This window comes from Bartonella bovis 91-4, from assembly GCF_000384965.1.
GTDB lineage: Bacteria > Pseudomonadota > Alphaproteobacteria > Rhizobiales > Rhizobiaceae > Bartonella > Bartonella bovis.
On sequence record NZ_CM001844.1, the window covers coordinates 40,666 to 63,700 of the forward strand.

General features: G+C 36.5%; 13 protein-coding genes. 5 read left to right on the forward strand and 8 right to left on the reverse strand.

What is annotated here, in order from left to right; translation table 11 throughout:
* Window positions 1-685: 685 nt before the first annotated feature.
* The 6 genes from BBBE_RS00170 to BBBE_RS00195 all read right to left on the reverse strand — a co-directional run bounded on the left by BBBE_RS00170 (window position 686) and on the right by BBBE_RS00195 (window position 10,193).
* On the reverse strand, window positions 686-1,405 hold the full coding sequence (locus tag BBBE_RS00170) for a sulfate transporter family protein (RefSeq protein WP_010700608.1): 720 nt from the start codon (window positions 1,403-1,405) through the stop codon (window positions 686-688).
* 200 nt (window positions 1,406-1,605) lie between these two features.
* Window positions 1,606-2,994, reverse strand: coding sequence for a bifunctional phosphopantothenoylcysteine decarboxylase/phosphopantothenate--cysteine ligase CoaBC (gene coaBC, locus BBBE_RS00175; protein ID WP_010700609.1), 1,389 nt, complete (start codon window positions 2,992-2,994; stop codon window positions 1,606-1,608).
* 72 nt (window positions 2,995-3,066) lie between these two features.
* The gene (gene ubiB / locus BBBE_RS00180) at window positions 3,067-4,653 is read right to left on the reverse strand and encodes a 2-polyprenylphenol 6-hydroxylase (RefSeq protein WP_010700610.1); all 1,587 of its coding nucleotides are present in this window, start codon (window positions 4,651-4,653) and stop codon (window positions 3,067-3,069) included.
* A 3-nt stretch (window positions 4,654-4,656) separates the two neighbouring features.
* Window positions 4,657-5,439 carry a bifunctional demethylmenaquinone methyltransferase/2-methoxy-6-polyprenyl-1,4-benzoquinol methylase UbiE gene (ubiE, locus tag BBBE_RS00185; protein WP_010700611.1) on the reverse strand — a complete coding sequence of 261 codons (783 nt, stop codon included), beginning with the start codon at window positions 5,437-5,439 and terminating at the stop codon, window positions 4,657-4,659.
* A 114-nt stretch (window positions 5,440-5,553) separates the two neighbouring features.
* Window positions 5,554-7,983, reverse strand: a complete 2,430-nt coding sequence (gyrB, locus tag BBBE_RS00190) for a DNA topoisomerase (ATP-hydrolyzing) subunit B (RefSeq protein ID WP_010700612.1) — start codon at window positions 7,981-7,983, stop codon at window positions 5,554-5,556.
* A 677-nt stretch (window positions 7,984-8,660) separates the two neighbouring features.
* Window positions 8,661-10,193 carry a YifB family Mg chelatase-like AAA ATPase gene (locus tag BBBE_RS00195; protein WP_010700613.1) on the reverse strand — a complete coding sequence of 511 codons (1,533 nt, stop codon included), beginning with the start codon at window positions 10,191-10,193 and terminating at the stop codon, window positions 8,661-8,663.
* Between the two features lie 399 nt (window positions 10,194-10,592).
* Here BBBE_RS00195 and BBBE_RS00205 point away from each other — a divergent pair, with 399 nt between their 5' ends.
* Both BBBE_RS00205 and BBBE_RS00210 read left to right on the forward strand, forming a co-directional pair.
* Window positions 10,593-12,557 carry an autotransporter assembly complex protein TamA gene (locus tag BBBE_RS00205; protein WP_022708583.1) on the forward strand — a complete coding sequence of 655 codons (1,965 nt, stop codon included), beginning with the start codon at window positions 10,593-10,595 and terminating at the stop codon, window positions 12,555-12,557.
* On the forward strand, window positions 12,557-17,212 hold the full coding sequence (locus BBBE_RS00210) for a translocation/assembly module TamB domain-containing protein (RefSeq protein ID WP_010700615.1): 4,656 nt from the start codon (window positions 12,557-12,559) through the stop codon (window positions 17,210-17,212). Before BBBE_RS00205 ends, BBBE_RS00210 begins: the two co-directional genes overlap by 1 nt.
* Window positions 17,213-17,238: 26 nt before the next feature.
* On the opposite strand, the gene BBBE_RS00215 is transcribed toward BBBE_RS00210, so the two are convergent.
* A complete protein-coding gene (locus BBBE_RS00215) occupies window positions 17,239-19,005 on the reverse strand; it encodes an ABC transporter ATP-binding protein (protein ID WP_010700616.1) in 1,767 nt (588 codons plus the stop codon).
* 210 nt (window positions 19,006-19,215) lie between these two features.
* Window positions 19,216-19,734 carry a translation initiation factor IF-3 gene (gene infC / locus BBBE_RS00220; RefSeq protein ID WP_010700617.1) on the reverse strand — a complete coding sequence of 173 codons (519 nt, stop codon included), beginning with the start codon at window positions 19,732-19,734 and terminating at the stop codon, window positions 19,216-19,218.
* A gap of 207 nt (window positions 19,735-19,941) precedes the next feature.
* Here infC and BBBE_RS00225 point away from each other — a divergent pair, with 207 nt between their 5' ends.
* The 3 genes from BBBE_RS00225 to dapE all read left to right on the forward strand — a co-directional run bounded on the left by BBBE_RS00225 (window position 19,942) and on the right by dapE (window position 22,988).
* Window positions 19,942-20,733: an alpha/beta hydrolase gene (locus BBBE_RS00225; protein WP_035464578.1), complete on the forward strand. Its 792-nt coding sequence runs from the start codon at window positions 19,942-19,944 to the stop codon at window positions 20,731-20,733.
* A 21-nt stretch (window positions 20,734-20,754) separates the two neighbouring features.
* Window positions 20,755-21,483: a M48 family metallopeptidase gene (locus BBBE_RS00230; protein ID WP_010700619.1), complete on the forward strand. Its 729-nt coding sequence runs from the start codon at window positions 20,755-20,757 to the stop codon at window positions 21,481-21,483.
* A gap of 332 nt (window positions 21,484-21,815) precedes the next feature.
* Window positions 21,816-22,988: a succinyl-diaminopimelate desuccinylase gene (dapE, locus tag BBBE_RS00235; protein ID WP_010700620.1), complete on the forward strand. Its 1,173-nt coding sequence runs from the start codon at window positions 21,816-21,818 to the stop codon at window positions 22,986-22,988.
* The last annotated feature ends 47 nt before the right edge of the window (window positions 22,989-23,035 follow it).

Below are 23,035 nucleotides of genomic sequence, written 5' to 3' on the forward strand. Positions count from 1 at the left end.
CTTTTTGTTACTGGTTGTTGGGACATTAATAAATAAGATTTCATTATTCATTTTAGCAGGCGAAGTTTTTTATCTGTGTTGATGGTAACTCAACAATAATTAAATTACCAAAATAACTAATATAAGTTTTCAGCAAAAAGAGCTTAATATTGTAAATAAAATTAAAATTATAGTACCTATCACCCCAAATGAGAGTAAAAATTTATGTAAGGGAAACGCTATCTATAAGAACGAAATTTTTTCAAAGATATGCTTCAATTTACAAATGCATGATGTGATATTTTGAATCATTAGCTTATAAATTGTGGCTTAAAAAGCAGGTATAATAATTTCAATTATATATTACTAGCTTAAGAGCAGTACCTTTATAAGAAATAAGGACTATTAATATAATATAGGGCATAAAACACATCATGTTGCTCCATACAAAATTTGCGAAATCGAAAATTTATTTTCGACACGTTTATTTTTAAAATCTCACAATTTTTATGTCATATGTAACTACAATCTATACATTTTTGTTTCTACATTTTGAAAGGTTGATGACGATAATTATTTGCGTAAGGCTATCATATTTTAATGTGCAAGTTTATATTTTTTAATATCGTCAGATTATGTTAAATATTGAATTGATTTTACAATGGAATGCTTCTTTCGCAGATTAACTATTTTGATGGGATGTAAATTATTTTAATGTAATAAGTGTAGAGGGGTTGTGGGGGAGCATTTTGTATAAATATGTCATAAAGGCAGCTGCAAAAAGTGGTGTTGCTAAATTAATAATAGGAATAGAAACAAAAAATGCAATCACTAAGCCGGCGCAAAACACTCTCATATGGTGAGCGCGTAAAAAATTATGGGCTTCTTGCAGAGATTGAAAACGGTAAGCAGAGAACAAGAAATATTCACGGCCCAATATATAGCCATTAATAACATAAAAGGCAATCAAATTAATGCCTGGTATGAAAAATAAAATAAAGGCAATTGCGTTACCTAAAAGGCTTATAACAGCAAATTTTAAAGAGAGAATAAGCGAAAGAGTAAACGGCATAGTTTGCCCAATAGGTTCATTGGGATAATCTTCTTTTTCAATAATTTCAGCGGCAGTATCAATAAAAAAACTGCCAATTATAGCTGTAGTCGGAGCAATTAAAAAAGGTATCAGGAAAACTAAACCAAAGTTAAGAATAATTAATGTGCTAACTTTTAATAATCCTATCCAGTCTGTTAGTGTGGAAAAAAAATGTGTAATCCAAAGCCAAAAATAAGGCATAAAAAGCTTGTGTGCAAATAACCATATAGAGATAAAAACAGTACAAGTAAGCCCCAAAATTTTCAACATCATGACGCAATATTGTGGGGTAAAAAGGCGTTTTAGAGCCAGGTAGGTAGCGGTAAAAATCATAAACGATAGATAAGAAAAGAAAAATAGAAAACAAGAGATAGATTAAATAGTGTTTTATAAAGCTCTGTTTTGTAAATCGTATGGTCTTATGTAAATTGTATTAATTAAAGTTTATCCTTTTATTTTATGAAGGTTTTTTTAGTAGCATTAACTTTTAAGATTTTTATTGTTATTGAAATAAAAAGTTTTTTTTCTTTTAATTAGTGAGAGAGAGAATGAAAAAATGACACAATAGTCTTTGCTAATTTTTCAGCTACTTTCTGTTTACTCATACATGGCCATTGTTCAACAGTTTTTCTACTGACCAGACAAATTCTGTTTGTATCTCCACCCATTATGCTTGTTCCATCAGTGTGGAGAGAAACGTCATTGGCAAGAATGAAATCTGCTCCTTTTTGAACACATTTTTTTTGTGCATTTGCAATGATATCATGTGTTTCAGCAGCAAAACCAATAACAAGAGAGGGACGGTTTGAAGCGTGACCGATAGTTGCTAAAATATCAGGATTTTCAACCATATGCAAAGATGGTGGGATTTTGTTATTCTCCTTTTTGATCTTTTGTAAAGATTGCGTTTGACTACGCCAATCACAAACAGCAGCAACAAAAATAGCACCATCAGCGGGCAATGCAGCCTGTACAGCTTCTAACATCTGACAGGCTGTTTGTACGTGAATGGTTTTTATGTTTTGCGGATCAGGAAGATTAACGGGCCCACAAATAAGTGTTACTGAAGCCCCCAAGTGGGCTAAAACTGTTGCAATTGCATGGCCTTGTTTGCCTGAGGAGCGGTTAGCAAGATAACGTATTGGATCGATTGGTTCGTACGTGGGGCCAGAAGTAACAATGAAATGACGGCCGGAAAGCGGCTTTTCTTGCACCCTCAAAAGAGTTTCTACTGAAGCTACGATGGTTAATGGATCACTCATACGCCCATAGCCTATTTCATCTTGTTCAGCCATTTTACCACTTTCTGGCCCTACTATATGAACCCCATCGGCATGCAATTGTGCGACATTACGTACAGTTGCAGGATGAGACCACATAGCTGGATTCATAGCTGGTGCAATCAAAAGTGGACAGCACGCTGCTAAAAGCACACAGCCAGCTAAATCATCTGCTATACCGACGGCCATTTTTGCAATACGATCAGCAGTAGCTGGTGCTAAAATAATTAAATCAGCATTACGTGCTAGCCGAATATGGCTAATATCATGATCTTTTTCGCGTGAAAATAAATCGCTATATACAGCACGACCATTCAGAGCTTCAGCTGCTAAAGGGGTAACAAATTTTTGAGCTGCTTTCGTCATAATAATGTTCAAATGTGCTCCACGTTCTTGTAAACGACGAATCAAATCAAGTACTTTATAGGCAGCAATTCCACCACCGATAATGAGAAGTATAGATTTTGATTGCAATGATTGCGTTTTAACAGCACTTGCTTGTAATAGTGGCATGGATAGTGCTGTGGGATTGCTTAACAAACGACGAGCTTCTTCTTCCATAGAAACACCATTTTGTGCTGCTCGTGTGCGCAACATTGCTTTGGCTTCAGGTGAAAGATTACGGATAGTGATACTGGCCATAAAATTCTTCCAAAGAAATAAAATGATTTCAATGATTTCATAAATTTTATTCTTTTTAGCATATTAAGCAAATTAGAAAAAATGAAAAAGAAAAAAGATTAGGATAATGAGACAAGTGGTTGTGATAAATAAATTATAACGACTATAACGGTGAGTACGATTTTGTTCGAAAACAAAGTGTTTGAAAGTGGGGGGAGAAAGATACAGCCCTGTTTTTGTCATTTGGCTGAGATTTTCTTCTATACTTTGAAGGTTTTTCACTAATTTTGGTGTTTGACGTGCTAGCGAAAACAGTGCTTGTGCTCCTTCATTAAAATCTTGGATAAATCCCATAGGCCCTAAATTTTTTCCAATCCACTCTTTAACAACTGGTTCAGAGGCTTTCCACATATTAAAATCTGGGTCCAATGTGCGGGCTACACCTTCTACAACAATCATAGTTTTTTGCAGCAACAAAAGTTCAGGTCGAGCTTTCATGTCAAATAATTCAGTAACTTCAAACAAAAGTGTGAGTAATTTGGCCATGGAAATGCTTTGTGCTGATTGTCCGTGAATGGGTTCACCAATAGCTCGGTTGGCTTGAGCAAAACTTTCAATACTATGATGAGACGGTACATATCCTGCTTCAAAATGGGCGCGTGCCACTCGATAGTAATCACGAGTAATAAAACCGTAAAGAATTTCAGCAAGGAAATATTTTTCTTTTTTACTAAGTCGCCCTGTAATTCCTAAATCCACTGCAACAATACACCCTTGCTGATCTACAAATAAATTACCAGGATGCATATCAGCATGAAAAAAACCATCCCGTAATGTATGGCGAAGGAAAGATTGAATAAGCGTGGTTGCTAGATTTTTCAAATCAAAGTTTGCTTCTTTGAGTGCTGGAATATTAGACATTTTTATGCCATCAATCCATTCCATCGTTAAAACATCGCGTCCTGTTCTTTCCCAATCAACCAGTGGCACCCGAAAACCTATGTCATTTTGAATATTTTCAGCCATTTCTGATAGGGCAGCTGCTTCTAAGCGTAAGTCCATTTCAATACGGGTAGTTTGTGCCAAAGTTTCAACAACGCGAACAGGGCGTAAACGGCGAGAAGCAGGAATATAACGCTCTTGTAAACGGGCAATAAGATAGAAACTTTTAAGATCTTTGGCAAAACGAGTTCTAATATTAGGGCGGATAACTTTAACAGCGCATTTTTTTTTATGACCTGCTTCATCATAATATTCAGCTGGATGAACTTGGGCAACGGAAGCAGCAGCAATAGGCGGACAAAAGTTTATGAATAAATCATTCATAGGACGACCTAGCGAACTTTCAATTTGGGCAATGGCTGCAGTGCAAGGAAATGTTTGAACACGATCTTGTAGCTGTGCCAGATCTGTAGCAATATCATGCCCCACAATATCAGGTCGGGTGGCGAGAAATTGACCAAGCTTAATGTAAGAAGGGCCAAGTTTATTAATGGCGTGCGACATATTTTCAGATCGGTGCTGCTTTTTCGTTTTACGTCGCGCTAAGATTCTTGCTATATGATGACACGTCGCCAAAGGACCATCAAGACTTTCTCTGGGAAGAGCACTAAGGACGCCTTCACGTGCTAAAATCCATCCTGCACGTATGAGTTGAAAATAAGAAGAAATTTGTACCATTTTTCAAATTTTCCAGCCTGAATGTAATGCTGCAATAGCACCGGTGAGGTTGCGATACGATACCCGCGAAAAACCTGCACGACTAATCATATGGGCAAAATCATCTTGTTTGGGAAATTTGCGAATAGATTCAACCAAATAACGATAAGCATCACCATCACCTGTAATGAGTTGGCCAAGTTGGGGAATGGCATGAAAAGACCAAAGGTCATAAATTTTATCAAGAAGGGGCATTTCAACGTTTGAAAATTCTAAACATAAAAAACGCCCGCCTGGTTTTAAAATACGTAAAGCTTCCCTAAGAGCTTTATCAATATGTGGCACATTGCGAATTCCAAAGGCAATTGTATAAGCATCAAAGCTTTGATCCTCAAAGGGGAGGTCTTCTGCATTGGCTTCAACAAAATCAATAAAAGGAGAAAGACCATTTTTATGCGCGCGCTCTCTACCAATGTTGAGCATCGAATTATTAATATCAAGTATTGTAGCGTGAACTTGTTTGCGTGCAGCATTGAGAATGCGAAAAGCAATATCACCAGTGCCACCAGCTACATCAAGAATTTTCCAGCTAGAAATTGCCGGTGGAGAGAGCCACGCAACCATGGAATTTTTCCACATACGGTGCAATCCAAAAGACATGATGTCATTCATCTTGTCATAGTTCGTAGCAACAGAATGAAATACATCATCGACCATAGATTGTTTTTGCGTTTCATCAACTTTCGTGAAACCAAAAGAATATTCCATGCCACCGTCAGCACCTACGCGTTTCATTTCAGTTGTCATATGTGAGACCTTTCTTATTTTCTTTTATTGTAAATGAAGGATAAAGAAAATTCTCAAATACAAAAAAGTAGCACGCAAAACCACAATGCTTAAGTTTAAAACAAAAAAGTGCCTTTAGATATCAAGATTGGCAACGCTTAAAGCATTATTTTGAATAAAAACGCGCCGTGGTTCAACTTCATCACCCATTAAACGGGAAAAGAGAGAATCTGCGTCAGTTGCATCATTGATTTTAACTTGTAAAAGGGAACGTGCGTCAGGATCAAGGGTTGTTTCCCAAAGCTGTTCAGCATTCATTTCTCCAAGACCTTTATAACGTTGTAGAGTGATGCCTTTTTTACCGTTTAAAAAGATACTTTCTAATAAGCTCATTGGTCCCAAAATATGCTCTGATTTATCTTTGCGATGCAGGAAAGTAGGAGGATTATATATTTCTATGAGATTTTGGCAAACACGATCAATTTGACGCGCATCTGCTGAATTTATAAGTCCTGCATCAAGTACAACAACATCTTTAACACCACGTAAAATGCGCTCAAAACACAAACCTCCATCTTGAGTACTATATCCACTCCAACCGCGTTCCATATCATCAGCAATTAAATCAAGGCGGTGCACAACATTATCTATTGTTTTTTTGGTTTTGTCTGGTGTTGCAAAAACTTCAGGATTAAAAACACCAGCAATCGCTGCTTGCTCAACAATATTACGGTCATAACGGGTATGAAGACCATTTAAAAGTTGGCGTAACAAACAAGCATCTTGAACGAGGTGGCGTAAATCAACGCCTGCACGTATCTCACCTGTTGATAATTCTAAAGTTGTATCTTCCAATCCTGCATCAATCAAAAATTCTTCAAATGCTGTTTCATTTTTAATATATTGAAAAGACTTACCACGTGATACTTTATAAAGAGGCGGTTGAGCGATATAAAGGTGACCACGCTCAATCAATTCAGGCATTTGCCTAAAGAAGAAAGTGAGAAGCAAAGTACGAATATGAGCTCCATCGACATCTGCATCTGTCATAATAATAATTTTATGATAACGTAATTTATCGGGCGAGAATTCATCTTTACCAATAGAAGTTCCAAGAGCGGTGATAAGTGTTCCAATCATTTCAGATGAGAGCATTCGGTCAAAACGTGCTCGTTCAACATTGAGAATTTTACCACGCAAAGGTAAAATCGCTTGATTTTGACGTGAACGTCCACTTTTAGCTGAACCACCAGCTGAATCTCCCTCAACGATAAAAATTTCCGACTTTGTAGGGTCACGTTCTTGACAATCAGCAAGCTTTCCTGGGAGTGAAGTAATGTCAAGGGCTCCTTTTCGCCGTGTAAGTTCACGTGCTTTACGCGCTGCTTCACGGGCTGCTGCAGCTTCCACTACTTTACTGATAAGAATTTTTGCTTCATTAGGGTGTTCTTCTAGCCATGCTGAAAGACCTTCATTCACTAAATTTTCAACAATAGGACGTACTTCAGAAGAAACCAATTTATCCTTTGTCTGTGAGGAAAATTTTGGATCAGGAACTTTGACTGAAAGAATAGCTGTTAATCCTTCACGGCAATCATCACCAGTTAAGTTGACTTTTTCTTTTTTTGTAATACCTGACAATTCAGCATAGCCGTTAATTTGGCGTGTTAAGGCACTGCGGAAACCTGCTAAATGGGTTCCTCCATCACGCTGAGGAATGTTATTGGTAAAACATAAGACTTTTTCATGATAAGAGTCATTCCACCATAAAGCAACATCTACATTCATTCCGTCTTTTTCACTTGTAATGTAAATAGGATCATCGATGAGCACTTTTTTAGATCGGTCAATATATTTTACAAATTCAACTAGCCCGCCTTCGTAGTGTAATTCTACTGATTGGACATCAGCATGACGTTGGTCTGTGAGAAGGATATGTACACCAGAATTTAAAAAAGCTAATTCCCGCAAACGGCGTTCTAGAGTTTCAAAATCAAATTCAACTTTAGTAAAGATTTCAGGGTTTGGTAAAAAGCTAATTTCTGTTCCGCTTTCTACATCGCAATCACCAACAATTTTGAGTGGAGAATCAGCCACTCCACGGGTAAACGACATTGCATGGATTTTACCATTACGTTTGATTTGTAGTTGCAACCAAACTGAAAGTGCATTGACAACAGAGACACCAACGCCGTGTAATCCTCCTGACACTTTGTAAGAATTTTGATCAAATTTTCCACCAGCATGAAGTTGTGTCATAATAACTTCAGCTGCTGAGACGCCTTCCGTTGGGTGAATATCAGTTGGAATTCCACGTCCATTATCGCGAACAGAACAAGATCCATCGGCATGGAGCGTGACAGTTACAAGGGTAGCATGACCGGCTAAAGCTTCATCAATAGCATTGTCTACAACTTCGTAAACCATGTGATGCAAACCTGAACCATCATCAGTATCACCGATATACATGCCGGGACGTTTGCGTACAGCATCAAGACCTTTGAGAACTTTAATGGAAGCGGCACCATACTCACCATTTGAGGGTGAGGTTGTTTCATCACTCATAAGTCAATCCATTTCTGTATTTGAATCAATATTTTATTAGCTCTTTTGAGGTTTAATATTCTAATATGTTATTTATGATATAACTACATAAAACATTTACCGTATATCAAATATATATTCAACATTTGTTACTCTATAATTAGGTGGAATAATTTTTCTATAGGCAAATGCTGTAAGGCTTTTGTTTTTGCCTTTATTGGGCTAAAAGAAGAGAAGGAAGTTTTGGTGATATCTTGACTTCTTACTCAAAGATCGTTTTCCTTTAGTTTATGCTTAAAAAACATTTACAATGAGATTTACATTCTATTTTACACGTGTTCTAGATAAATGTACCAATTATGATGTTTTTTTCTAACGATTTTGAAAGTATCAGACATTTTAACCTATAAAAATTCTCACTACTTCGATCAAATTATAACTAAAAAAATAGTATTTTTGATGCTTATGAACTTTCACTTTATGGTTGAATGATCTAATAGGTCGATTATTACTATTTATTGAGTGGTATTTGTATAGTTTTACAATTATTAGAGGGAAAAATGTGGAGTGTTTTTGCAGAAAATGCAAAATGAATTGATACACTTAATTATATTCTAAAATGTTTGGTACATGATAGCAAACTAATAAAGTTTTGTTTATATTATTTTCTGATTAATTTTTGTTGACGCATAGTCTCTTTAACTAATAGTTGTTAATTTTTCATTGTTTAATCGATAGGAAATGGCTTCTGCAAGATGGTGGCGTGAAAGTTGATCTGCTTCGTCAAGATCAGCGATAGTGCGTGCGACTTTAAGGATACGGTGATAAGCGCGTGCAGAAAAGCGCATTTTTTCACTGATATCTTGTAGCAATGTAGTTGCATTTTGATCAGGAATAGCAATTTGTTCAATAATTTTGCCAGGGCAATCACCGTTGGTGCGAATATGATCAAGGCCCAATTTTGCAAAACGTTTGGTTTGAATAGCACGGGTTCGTGCAACACGTTTAGCAACGTCATAGCTTTTTTCGGATTGTTCTGGCTGCATGAGGTCCATGGCTGTTAAGGCAGGTACACAAATGCGTAAATCAATTCGATCGAGCAAAGGATTAGAAATACGAGCCTGATAATCACTCTGACAGCGTGGACCTTTGGCACAGACATGGCCTTCTTCACCTGCCATGCCGCATCGACAAGGATTCATTGCAGCAATAAGCTGAATGCGAGCGGGGTAACTAATGTGATGATTAGCGCGGGCAATAATGCATTCTCCACTTTCTAAAGGTTGACGGAGAGAATCAAGGACCTGTGGAGAAAATTCAGGTAGTTCATCAAGAAATAAAACGCCATTGTGTGCAAGTGTTACTTCTCCTGGTTTTCCTTTGAGGCCACCACCAATTATTGCGGCCATGGAAGCGGAATGATGAGGAGAGCGAAAGGGACGGTGGCGTGAAATGGTATTGTGTACTGTTTCTCCGGCAATAGAGGCAATTAAACAAACATCTAAAAGCTCACGGCTATCAAGAGGTGGTAAAATAGAAGGTAAGCATTGAGCTAACATAGATTTTCCTGCGCCAGGAGGACCTACAAATAAAAGGTTATGCCGTCCAGCTGCGCATACTTCTAAAGCACGTTTAGCGGCTTTTTGTCCTTTAATCTCACAAAGATCTGGTAATTCAGTTTGGATTGTGTATTGGCGTGGTTGTGGACGCTTTTGAATTTGCGTTCCTTTAAAATGATTTACAATAGCAAGGATTGTATCGGGTGCAAGAATATCCATATCTGCACTTGCCCATGCAGCTTCAGGTCCACATTGGTGGGGGCAAATCAACCCTCTATTAAGTGATAAAGCTGTCATTGCGGTTGGTAAAACGCCATTGACAGCAGTAATGGATCCATCCAGTGATAATTCTCCTAAAATGATGTAGTTTTGTACTATTTCAGGGGGAAGAAGTCCCATAGCAAGCATTAAACCTATTGCAATAGGTAGATCATAATGTGAACCTTCTTTAGGTAGATCAGCTGGTGCAAGATTAATCGTAACCCGTTTATTAGGCATGGAAAGTCCACAAGCATGCAGGGCTGCTTGCACACGTTCACGGCTTTCTGCGATGGCTTTATCTGCCAATCCAACAATAGCCATTCCTATTCTACCAGGAGCAATCATAACCTGCACATCAACAGGGATTGCTTCTAAACCACGAAAAGCAACTGTTGTAACACGTGCAACCATGAATTTGTTTGTCCCCTTTTATAACTGTAAAAAAACAATCATATCTGCACATAAAAATCAAGCCATGTCTGTAAATGTTTTGATAGAGAAATTTATACATACAAGTTTTATGGCACAGTTACAGATGGTGATTTACATAAATTTAACTATGGTAACACTATGGCTCAAGATATTATAGGATAAGCCAATAGGGATATTTAAAAAAAGAAAAAAGATACTATGTGTTTTTTCTAGTATTCAAGGTTTATAAACATAGGAAAATGATATAACATTACCGTAAAAATGTTATTTGATGTGATCAAATGCGTGAAGAATTAAAAGCAGACATATTTATTTTCTTTTTAGATGTTATGTATAAAAACATACTATAAAATATTTATTTTAAGAGTATCTAATTTGGTGATATGTCAGAAAAAAGTTTTGTTAAAATCAAGAACGATACGCAGCATATTTGTAAGCTTATGTTTAATTTTTGCTTTTCCGCAATCGCTTGCAGCGTTTGAGTTTTTTGGCATTCATTTATGGGGTAAAAAAAAGCCAAATCTTTCTTTATATAATATAAGTGGTACAGAAAAATTTTATCAAGTTGAAGTTATTGTACCACAAGGTGCGCCCCAGGTGGGTGCTCAAATAGTTAAAGATGTGTCTTCTCTCGTTGCTGACCAAGATAAAGCAGTTTCTAGTTCTTCTGGCTTGTTAGCTAAAGCCCGTTCAAATTATCAGGCTATTCTTTCTGCTCTTTATGCTGACGGACGTTACGGGGGTGTTATTAGTATTAAGATTAATGGTTTAGAAGTTGCTGATTTGTCTCCTATGACTCAATTACCAACTCAATCTACCATTGTTATTACAGTTGATGCTGGGCCACAATATATTTTTAGTGCTGCAAGTATCACAGAATCTGCCCCGTTTTTAAAACATAAAACAAATTCAATGCCTTCAGTTGAAGAGTTGGGTTATAAAGTTGGGGCTGTTGCAAAATCTGAGACTATTTTTAAGGCAGAACGATGGGTAATTGAGGGGTGGCGTAGACATGGATATGCTAAAGTTAACATTGTGAATCGTGATGTGATTGCTGATCATGCTACGCACCTTATTGATGCGCAGATTATAACTAATTCTGGGCAAAAGGCTCATTATGGTTCTTTAAATGTGCGCAATGTGAGTGAACAACCACGTATGGATTCAGATTATGTTAAATGGATAACGGCGTTAAAACCAGGCCAGCAATATGATTCTGATGCATTAGCTAAAGCTAATAAACGGCTTACGCGGCTTGATGTTTTTCGTGCTGTTAATATACAAGAAGCTGATGCAATTAATTCTGATGGAAGTTTACCTCTGACGCTTGTTTTAGAAGAACGTAAGCCACGACGTTTTGGTGTTGGTGGTAGCTATTCAACATTGGATGGTGCTGGTTTTGAATCTTATTGGATGCATAACAATCTTTTTGGTCGTGCAGAACGCCTTAAAATTGAAACTAAGATAAGCGGTATTGGTGATCATCAAACAAAATCTTATCACCCAAAGGATTATAATTATCTTTTTGGAACAACATTAACCAAGCCTGGTGTAATTACTCCTGACACAGACTTTGAAGCAGAATTAAAAATGCAACGAGATAGCTTGGATAATTACACAACACAAGCTATTAAAGGGAAGTTTGGTCTTACCCATATTTTTAATGATAATTTATCAGGGCAGTTTGCTGTGGTAGCTTCTAATGGTCATTCAGATGATGATTATCTTGGGAGTCGTAATTTTACGATGGTTGGGCTACAGAATGGTTTGATTTATGATAGTCGTGATAATAAGTTCAATGCGACAAAAGGTTTATATGGTGAAACGGTAGTTGAACCATTGTATGAAGCGCATGCTAATGATTTTGTGACGAAAATAACAATAGAAGGCCGCTCTTATTGGGCACTTGATAAACAGGATCGTTTTATTTTTGCAACACGGACAAAGTTTGGTACAATTATCGGGAGCGATAAAGCGAAGTTGCCTTCAGATATGCTTTTTTTTGCTGGTGGTGGTGGGTCTGTTCGTGGTTATGCTTATCATAATATTGGTATAAAAGCGAAAAATGATACTGTTAGTGGTGGACATGCACTTGTTGAAGGTTCAGCTGAATTACGTCTTTCTGTCAATGATACAATAGGATTTGTCAGTTTTATAGATGGCGGTCTTGTGAAGGCGAAGGCAAATTTTGATTTTTCGCAAGATACTAAATGGGGAGTAGGTGTTGGAGGGCGTTACATGACAGGTCTTGGTCCTTTACGGTTTGATTTAGCCTGGCCTCTTAAGCGGGAGAAAGGTGATCCACGCGTAGGTTTTTATGTAGGTATAGGGCAAGCATTCTAATGAAAAAAATGTTGCGTTTTTTTACCTTCTTATTTGCATTTTCTTTTCTTGTGATAAGTTTTTTTGTTTTTGTACAGAAAGATAATTCACTTTTTAGAAACATAATAGGAGGTGAGCATTCATGGTTTGTTTCTTTTATTGAACACAAACTTTCAACACCTAATCGTCAAATTCGTTTGCATAATATACAGGGAATATTATCGTCCCAAGCATCGATTGATACCATTACAGTAAGTGATCATAAAGGTGTTTGGCTTACAATTACTAATGCGAAGATAAATTGGAATCGTTTAGCATTACTAAGGGGGCGTATTAAGATTAACCAGCTTTTGGTAGGACATGTTACGTTTTTACGCAAACCCCACAGTTCCACATCTGTTTCTTTTTTGGAAACAGGTCAATTTTCTATACCAAAATTGCCTGTGTCTATTTCTATCAATACGTTTAAGGTTAAACATGTAAAGTTTGGACAAGACCTTTTTGGTCTTTCTTCTGATGTATCATTAGAAGGACGTTTAGCTTTAACCAATGGTATTATTGATGCTGATATTAAAGCTCATCGTTTAGATGCACCGGGTTATTTTTCTATTTTAACAAAGATATCCAAAAAAAGCCGTATAGCTCAAATAGATATTATGGTTAACGAACCACAAAATGGCATATTAGCTAATGTCTTTAATATTGAAAAACGTCCTGCATTAAATCTTTCTGTTAAAGGTGATGGCACTTTTGATGATTTAGTTGTTGCACTTCAGGCAGAGGTTGATCGTGAGCCTATTTTAAATGGCAATGTTATTCTTGCAAAGGTTTTAAATGGTCATAGTCTTTCTGTACAGTTGGCAGGTACAATTGGTCTTTTAATGCCTTCTCAATATCGCAGCATTTTTGAATCTAATGTAACATTGGGCATAGAGACGGTGATAACAAAAGAGGGTACTACACGCCTTGATCATGTAGTTGTCCAAGGTAAAGCAATTAATGTTGTAGCCAATGCTGAGATAACAGCTGATGGATTTTTGCGACGCCTTTTTGTTGATGGCAATATAGGTTTTGATCAAGAAACAAAAGAATCTGTTCATTTATTGCCGTTAGAAGGTCAAACACGTGTGGATAGTTTGACTTTAGCCATTGATTATGGTCGCCAAGACCAACAAGTTTGGAAAGGTCGGCTTATTGCGCATCATTTGAGCAATGAAAATATTCGTATTCGTGATGCAATTTTTGATATGGGGGGGGTGAGTGAAAATCTTGATAATCCAGCTTCTCGTCATGTTGGTATTCAGGTTAATGGTACTCTTCAGGGGATTGAAAGTACTAAGAATGCATTTGAAGATGGTCTAGATCAAACGGTTAATATCCATATAGATACAGATATTGTCTCTGGAAAACCGATATTAGTTCATGATTTTAGCATTGTGGCTCAAGGTTTTTCTGCTTGGTTAAAGGGGGAAGTGAATCGTTTTGTTTTTAAAGGAGAAGTTGGTTTAAAAGCACAAACATTAGCACCTATGGGTATGTTAAGTGGGCGACCAATGTCTGGTAATGCAGATATTAAAGCCAAAGGTACCATGAGTTTACTTGGTGGTGCTTTTGATCTTGAATTGTCAGGAGCTGCTAATAACGTTATGATAGGTACTAACACTGTCGATTCTTTATTAAAAGGAAGGCTTGCTCTTTCAGGTAATGTTACCCGAAATGCGACAGGTTTAATTTTACATCATTTACGGCTGAAAAATAACTATGCCAATGTAACAGCTAATGGCTATCTTTCAAGTGTGAGCGCTGAGATGGATTTTTATGCTCAAATATCTGACCTTGCCATGTTGGATCCAAGGATGGAAGGTGCGGTCACTATAAAGGGTGCTGCTAAAGGGCATAATAGTCTTATAACGGTTAATACGCACGCCGATATTACTGAGGCAGTCTTTATGGGTAAAAAACTCGAAAATACAATATTAAATGTCAATGCATTGGTGGATAATACATCAATTTCTTCTAATGTAACTGGCTTTGTAGAAGGTAAAGGGATTTTTGCTCAACAACCATTACAATTATCTGCTTCTTTTAAAAATTTCAACCATATTTGGAAGCTTCAGGATATCGATATTGAAGGAGCATCTGCGAAAATAACAGGTGATCTTTTTCAAACGTTTGAAGGTTTTATAAATGGAACTTTGCATATTGACGTTGACGATATCTCGACATTTGCTGGGTTATTTTCGCAAAAAGGTAGTGGAAAAGTAAGAGGAGAATTTGTCTTTGATGAACACAATGGTAGGCAAAAAACTAGTCTGCAAATCAAGAGTGATCATTTAATATTTGCAAAAAATGAAATCAAAAAATTAGCAATACAAGCTGATATATTTAATCCTTTCGATGCGATACAATTTGAAGGTTTTGTTCAGGCAAAGCGTGTTCAGACATCATTTATGGTGGCCGATCGTTTAAAAATTCACGCTAATAGTAACAATAAGCAGACAGTTTTTAATGCTCAAGCGATATTGCCTAACAATACAAATGCACAGTTTTCTGGCCGCATGATTATAGCAGGGTCATCGGCCGGTGTGAAACAAAAGATCCAGTTTGAAACTATGGATATAAAATACTCCAATTTTCATGCAAGATTATTCACTCCAGCAACAATTATTTTTGATGAGAACGCAGTCACAATAAGCAAATTGGGATTTGCTATTGATCAAAGTAAGATTGTACTTAATGGTACTTTTCAAGATGTTTTAAATTTGCATCTCACTATGAATGCTATTCCTGTAGCTTTAGCTAATCTTTGGAAGCCAGATCTTGGTGCTGTTGGTACTTTGTCAGGGCAAGTTATGATCCATGGCCATTTTGAAAATCCTGATGTGACTTATGATATAAAAGGTCACGAGCTGACAACTGCAGTCCTTCAAGAAAGAAAGATAAAGCCTTTTGCTTTTTCTTCCAGGGGTAAGGTGATAGATAAAACTTTTACTTTAGGTGCGAGTTTAGCTGGAGAAGGATTGCAAGCCCAAGCACAAGGAGCCGTTTCTTTAGATAAAGGCGAACTTAATCTCCATATTGATTTGCAAAATTTATCTGGGCTTTTGGCTAACGGTTTTATTGAAGGGCAAGCTTTGAACGGAGTGATAACTGGTAAGATCGATATTGGGGGAACATTAAAAGATCCATCTGCTCATTTTGAATTTTCCAGTCAGAATTTAACAATTAATTCTATCTTTCATAAGAATGTATCATCAATCAACATAAATGCTCGTGGTTTTTATGAAAAATCAATACTTCATGTTCAATATATAACAGCGACTGGATCTAAAGATTTGGATCTGTTCGTAAATGGGCGTCTTTCTTTGAATAATTCACCAACTGAACTGAGTGTTAAAGGTATAATGCCTCTTGCTTTTGTTGATCAATTTTTAGCAAAACGTGGTGCGCATGTAACAGGAATAGCAAAAATTGATGCTGTTTTAAATGGAACATTATCTCAGCCACAGTTGATAGGATCTTTTTCGATAATAAATGGCGGTTTTTTTGATTCGCAAACAAATTTAGAGCTAAGCAATATAATGCTTAAAGGCAAATTGAATGGCGATCATATAATTTTAGAGCATGCTTCTGCTCATTCATCTGGTGGAGGATCTGTTTCTGTTTCGGGTCGTATTTCTATAGATCTGCAAACAGATTTATCTATTTATCTCGACCATGTCAATTATAATGATGAATCTATGATTTTTGCAACACTGACAGGCAAAACAACAATGACTGGTCATTTGTTGAGCAATCTTGTTATTGGTGGTGAGGTTACAGTTGAAAAAGCTGAAATTCTTATTCCTGACCATTTTCGAAATGCAACATTCCTTGATATTAGACATAATAATTTAACTAAATTAATTCTAAAAACGCTTGAACGTGCTGACGCTAAAGCTTACAGAATCAATCATAATATTTCTAAAGAGCCTTCTTCTGTTGTGCAGTTGAATTTACAAATTAATGCACACAATCAAATTTTTGTTCGTGGTCGGGGGTTAGATGCTGAGTTGGGGGGACGTATTAGTTTAACAGGTCCATTGCATGATGTACAGCCAGTTGGAGAACTTCAGATGATTCGTGGGCGGTTTGATATTTTATCACAGCGTCTCAATTTCGATAAAGGGCAGGCAAGTTTTAGTGGCAATCTTGATCCGGCTGTTTATTTTGTTGCTAATAGTAATAATGGCAACATTCATGTTACTGTAACAGTGAGCGGAACTATTGATAACCTTAATATTCAATTTGAGTCACAACCTATTTTGCCACAAGATGAAGTATTGGCACGCTTAATTTTTAAGCGCTCTCTTAATGAATTATCACCCTTTCAGATTGCTCAGCTTGCAGCAGCTGTAGCTGAGCTTGCTGGTGCTTCTAATACATCTTTATTGAATACTTTGCGTGCTAAGGTTGGTCTTGATGATCTTGACGTTATTGTTGATAAAAATGGTAATACAGGCTTACGTGTTGGGCGCTATATTCGCGATAATATTTACTTAGGGTTTGAAGCAGGATTAGATGGCACAACAAAAGGAACAATAGATTTGGATATTTCACGCCATCTCAAAGCAAAAGGTGCTATAGGGAATGAAAACAATTCCAGTTTTGGTTTATTTTATGAAAGAGAGTATTAAATATAAAATTTTTAAAAGCTAATCATTTAAAATTCTTGCTTTTTAAATTGAGTATTATGAAGCTTTTTATAAAGGCCTTTTTTCTTTGCTAACAGTTCTATCTGAGTACCTTGTTCAACTAATTGCCCATTTTGTATTACAATAATTTTATCAGCATGTGCAATTGTTGAAAGGCGGTGAGCAATCACAAGAATTGTACACTTTTTAGTAAGGTACTGAAGTATCTCATTGATTTGAGCTTCAGCGTGTGAATCTAATGCACTTGTAGCTTCATCAAGAATCAAGATTTGGCTATTATGAAGTATTGCACGGGCAATAGCAATACGCTGTTTTTGACCGCCTGAAAGATTATTCCCATTCTCACCTACTTGCGTATCATAACCTTGAGGCAGATCTATGATAAAGTCATGAGCGTTGGCTGCTTTTGCTGCTTTTATAATATCATTGTCGCTTGCGTTTTTTTTCCCAAGCCCGATATTATATTTAATAGTTCCTTGAAATAAAAAAGTATCTTGTCCTACATAAGCTATGAGGTTTCGAAGAGAACGAAATGTGATGAAGCGAATGTCTTGATCATTAATGAATATAGATCCTTGTGTAGGGTCATAAAGGCGCATGATAAGATTGATAAGGGTTGATTTGCCTGAACCGGATGGCCCTACTAATGCTGTCATTTTTCCTGCTTCTATTTCCAGGTTTATGTCGTCTAAGACTGGCTGATTGCCCATGTAGGCAAAAGAAACATGCTCAAAACGAATAGAGCAATCTGTTTTGTTAAAGTCTTTAGCTTCTTTATGTTCTATAACAGTAAGTGGATGATCAAGTATTTCAAACATTGTACGGATACTGACCAAACCAGATTCAATTTTGACACGCACATTTGCCAATCTTTTAGCAGGTTCATAAATGAGAAGCAAAGCTACAAGAAAGGACATTAATTCACCTTGAACACCGGTACGTTGGGTTGCAAGATAGCTGGAAAAACAAATAATAACTGCAATTGCGATGCCGGCAAGCGTTTCCATAATTGGATGTGTGGCAGCTTCGAGCATTGCAATACTGTTTGCTTGTTTTTCAACGTCACAAATAGCTTTATTCATGCGTTTTTCCATCAATTCTTCTAGCGAAAAAGCTTTAATTACTTGAATACCAACAGCAGTTTCTTGCATAACTTTGATGATTTCCCCTAGTGAGAGAAGTTCTTTTTCCATGAGTCCGCGAATACGTTTTAAAGCCATTCGAACTCCTAAAAATGCAAGAGGTCCTACTGTTAAAGTAATGGCGATTAACGTAAAATTTTGAATAAACATAACAACCAAAAGGCCAATAACAGAGAGTAAATCACGTACAAAGGTTGTGATAATTATATCGATGATATTACGTGCTGCTGTTGCATTATGAGTTACACGAACAAGAAGATCGGATGAAGCATTATTTTGATAAAAAGAGACACCTTGCTTCATAAGACGTTCATAAATTTTACGCTGTTGTTCGGCAATGATACTATTGCCTGCTTTACTCAAGCAATAGGTTTGGGCAAAAGTTGCAACCCCTTTGAGAATAAAAATAGATGCAAAGATACTAGAAATGAAAACAATCATACTAAAATTGTGTCCATCAATAATATGATTAATAATATCACGCATCATCCATGCACTAATTGCAGTGGCCAAAGCAATGATGATCATTGAAACAATGGCTGCACTATACCAATACACATGTTTATGAAAATTTTCTCGTAAAAGACGGATGATCAGATATTGATTAGAAGGGGATGTTTGTGTTTTGGCCATGAAATACTTTTATTTTCTCTCATTATTTCACGCAAGATTAAAGTACTCCTTATAGAAAAGCAAACCTTCTTCTATAAAAGAATACTCTCTAGAGAGATTTAGAGCACCAGTTTCCTGTTTTAAAAAACATTATATCAACACTGTACAATGTTTTAATTATATTCACGCTTAAAACATGAGTTTCATACAACACGCTTTCTCAATTAAAATTTACTTAGGCGCTATAACCATCATCATCTGACGACCTTCAAGTTTGGGCTCAGATTCAATTTTAGCAATTTCACTTGTGTCTTCTTTAACTCGCTGGAGAAGCTTTATTCCAAGATCTTGGTGTGCCATTTCACGACCACGGAAGCGCAAAGTAATTTTTACTTTATTACCATGATCAATAAAACGATGAATAGCCTTAAGTTTCACCTGATAATCATGGATGTCAACATTTGGTCGCATCTTGATTTCTTTGACTTCAATAGTCTTTTGTTTTTTACGTGTTTCAGCTGCTTTTTTTTGATTTTGATATTTCAGTTTGCCTAAATCAATAATTTTACAAACTGGCGGCTCTGCATTTGGCACAATCTCAACCAGATCCAGCCCAACATCTGCAGCCATAGCAAGCGCTTCTTGCGTTGCAATAATTCCCTGATTTTGTCCTTCATCATTAATGAGTTGGACGCAAGGAACGCGAATATCTTGATTTGAACGTGGCCCATCTTTTTGACTAGGCGTCATTTTAAATGATCGACGAATGGTCTATGCTCCTTAATTTTGATTTATTTATAGAATGCTTTAATATACAATATCTATACAGAAAAACAATAAGAATTCATGTTTTTTCATTATCGTTAATATAAGTTATTTAATTCATTATTTTGAGTTTAGTTTTGAAAAAGGGCTTTTCTTTTATAGTGAAGGATATTTCATTGAGGAAGAATGATGATAGATCAAAATATTCCTTGTCAGTTTTTTTCGTTTGAAGATACGGCTCTTGCTGTACGTTATCGTAAAGGTAGTCGTTCTCCAGGGATAGTTTGGTTATCTGGTTATCGATCTGATATGCTAGGAAGCAAGGCGATGGTGGTTGATGCTTTTGCTCAAAAAAACGATTTGTCTTGTTTGCGTTTTGATTATTCTGGTCATGGAGAATCAGAAGGAGATTTTTTTCAAGGTACGATTTCACGTTGGGTGAAAGAAAGTTTAGCAGTTTTTGAAGCTTATTGTGAAGGACCACAAATTTTAGTTGGTTCCTCTATGGGGGGGTGGATTGCTTTAAGGCTTGCTATGATGCTCGCGCAGAAAAATAAACTACTTGCCGGGATGATATTAATTGCGCCTGCTCCTGATTTTACGCAAACTTTGATTGAACCAACTTTAACCACGGTAGAATGGAAAGATTTAGAAGAGAAAGGTTATTTTGAGCGCTCTTCAATTCATGATTTAGAGCCAACACCTTTTACCAAAGCGTTGATTGAAGATGGGCGAATTAACTGCATTATGAAAGGATGCATTGATATTGGGTGCTCAGTTCATATTTTGCAAGGGATGGAAGATGAAGTAGTTCCCTATCAACATGCATTGACTTTACTTGATCATTTGCCTTTGCATGATGTAACATTAACGCTTGTTCGTGATGCAAATCACCGGTTTTCGCGTCCACAAGATTTGGATTGTTTTGAAAAAGTGTTGATGTCATTAATTGATCGAATCAATGAACCATCGAAATTTAGTTGATTGATTATAGAGATATGATGCATGGCCATTTATGAGAAAGATTTTATTCTTTTTGATCGCATTGTACCTTTGCGGGTACGAGAACATAAATATACACGCCGTTTCACGTTACGCATTGATGCAGATGGACAGGGGATTTGTTTAACAGTACCACCAGCGGTAAATCTTAATACGGTTCAGTCTTTCATTGAAAAACATCGTTGTTGGATTGAGACACATCTTACTCATGTCCTCATTTCCCGTGAAAATTCTTATCTCAAGGAGGGTGCAACAATTCCTTTATTGGGTGTTGCGCACATTATAAGGCATAAAGAAGGGCGTGGGGTGGATGAAATCATTGCAGGTGATATGGAACAAAAACCGCAAATTATTATCTATAGTCGGTTAGAATATTTGCCAAGACGAATTGCTGATGTTTTTAAAAAACAAGCTAAAATCATTATAACACCGCTAGTAGAACATTATGCGCATAAAGTGGAACGTAAAGTTAAATCAATCCGCTATAAAGATATGAAAAGCCGCTGGGGATCATGCTCAGCGGATGGGCGTTTATCTTTTTCATGGCGTCTTGTTATGGCACCAAAAGAAATTGTTGAGTATGTTGTTGCACATGAGGTGGTTCATCTTATCGAGATGAATCATAAATCACGATTTTGGGATCTTTGTGAAAAACTTTGCCCAGGTAGTAAAAATTATCACGCTTGGTTGAAGAAAAATGGTCATACATTGCATACGATCAATTTTCACTAACACAAAAAATATTATGGTTATTTTTTTAATTTTACATAATATTTATTGATAATTATCTGCTATTTTTGTCATTGTGTGTAATATCATCTCGCACTTTGTGTTTTCTCTATAAAAAGATCTATTGCCCTTTATGATTTTTATGGCGTTACTTATCGATTAGCAAACTTATTGTAATAGATGTTGTTTTGTAACCATTAATCAAAATATACTATCATTATTGAATATACCAAATGAAAAGACCTAATCTTTTTACTCTTTTTGATTATTTTTATCTTTTTTGTGATTTGGCTTAACGTTTTTAAATCACTCTTTGTGCAGATTGGAATATATTTATGTCTGTCCTTACAGATCCTGTCCAGTTATTACAGGCACTTATCCGTTGCCCTTCTGTTACACCTCATGAAGCAGGTGCTTTATCGACTTTGGAACATTTTTTGACAAAATTGGGATTTACTGTTGAACGCCCTGTTTTTATAGATAAAAATACAGAAGATGTTGAAAATCTTTATGCAAAGATTGAAAATGAAGGCCCGCATCTTATGTTTGCAGGTCATAGTGATGTAGTCCCACCTGGTGAACTGAGCAATTGGGTTTATCCTCCTTTTAAGGGCGTCATAGATCAGGGCAAGTTGTACGGGAGGGGTGCTGTTGATATGAAGGGGGGTATAGCGTGCTTTATAGCGGCGCTAGCGCGGGTTTTTGAGAAACAGCCAATTAAAGGAACAATAAGTTTTTTGATAACTGGTGATGAAGAAGGTCCTGCTCTTAACGGAACGGTAAAACTTTTAAAATGGGCAGTACAAAAAGGCGAAAAATGGACTGCAGCCATTGTTGGTGAACCTACGAGTGTAAAAGTTGTTGGTGATATGATCAAAATTGGTCGTCGGGGGTCAATTTCCGGTATTATTAGAGTGCAAGGTCGGCAAGGCCATGTTGCTTTTCCTGAACGAGCAGCCAATCCATTACCTTTAGCAAATAAGCTTATTCAGGCACTGATACAAACTCCTCTGGATCAAGGAACAAAAAATTTTCAAGCAAGTAATTTGGAATTAACAAGTATTGATACGGGTAATTGTGCTGTCAATATTATTCCTATGCACACAGTAATACGTTTCAATATACGCTACAATGATCTGTGGACAAAAGAAACGCTTATTACTGAAATTGAAAATCGTCTTGCATCGGTACAATCGGAAGATAATCATATTGAGCTTCCACATTATCAACTTGAATGGATACAAAATTTGGGTAGCGTTTTCTTGACTAAAGATGATAAACTGATTGAAACTTTATCAAATGCTATTGAAAGTATGACAGGAAACAGACCAGAACTTTCAACTTCTGGCGGCACTTCAGATGCGCGGTTTATTAAGGATTATTGCCCCGTTATTGAATTCGGTTTACCAGGGCAAACCATGCATATGGTGAATGAATGTGTTTCTCTTGATGCATTGGAAAGCCTTACTTCGATTTATGAACGCTTCATTATTGATTTTTTTGCATAAAAAATAATTATTATTTGGAATATCTTCTAAACAGGAACGTAAAATAA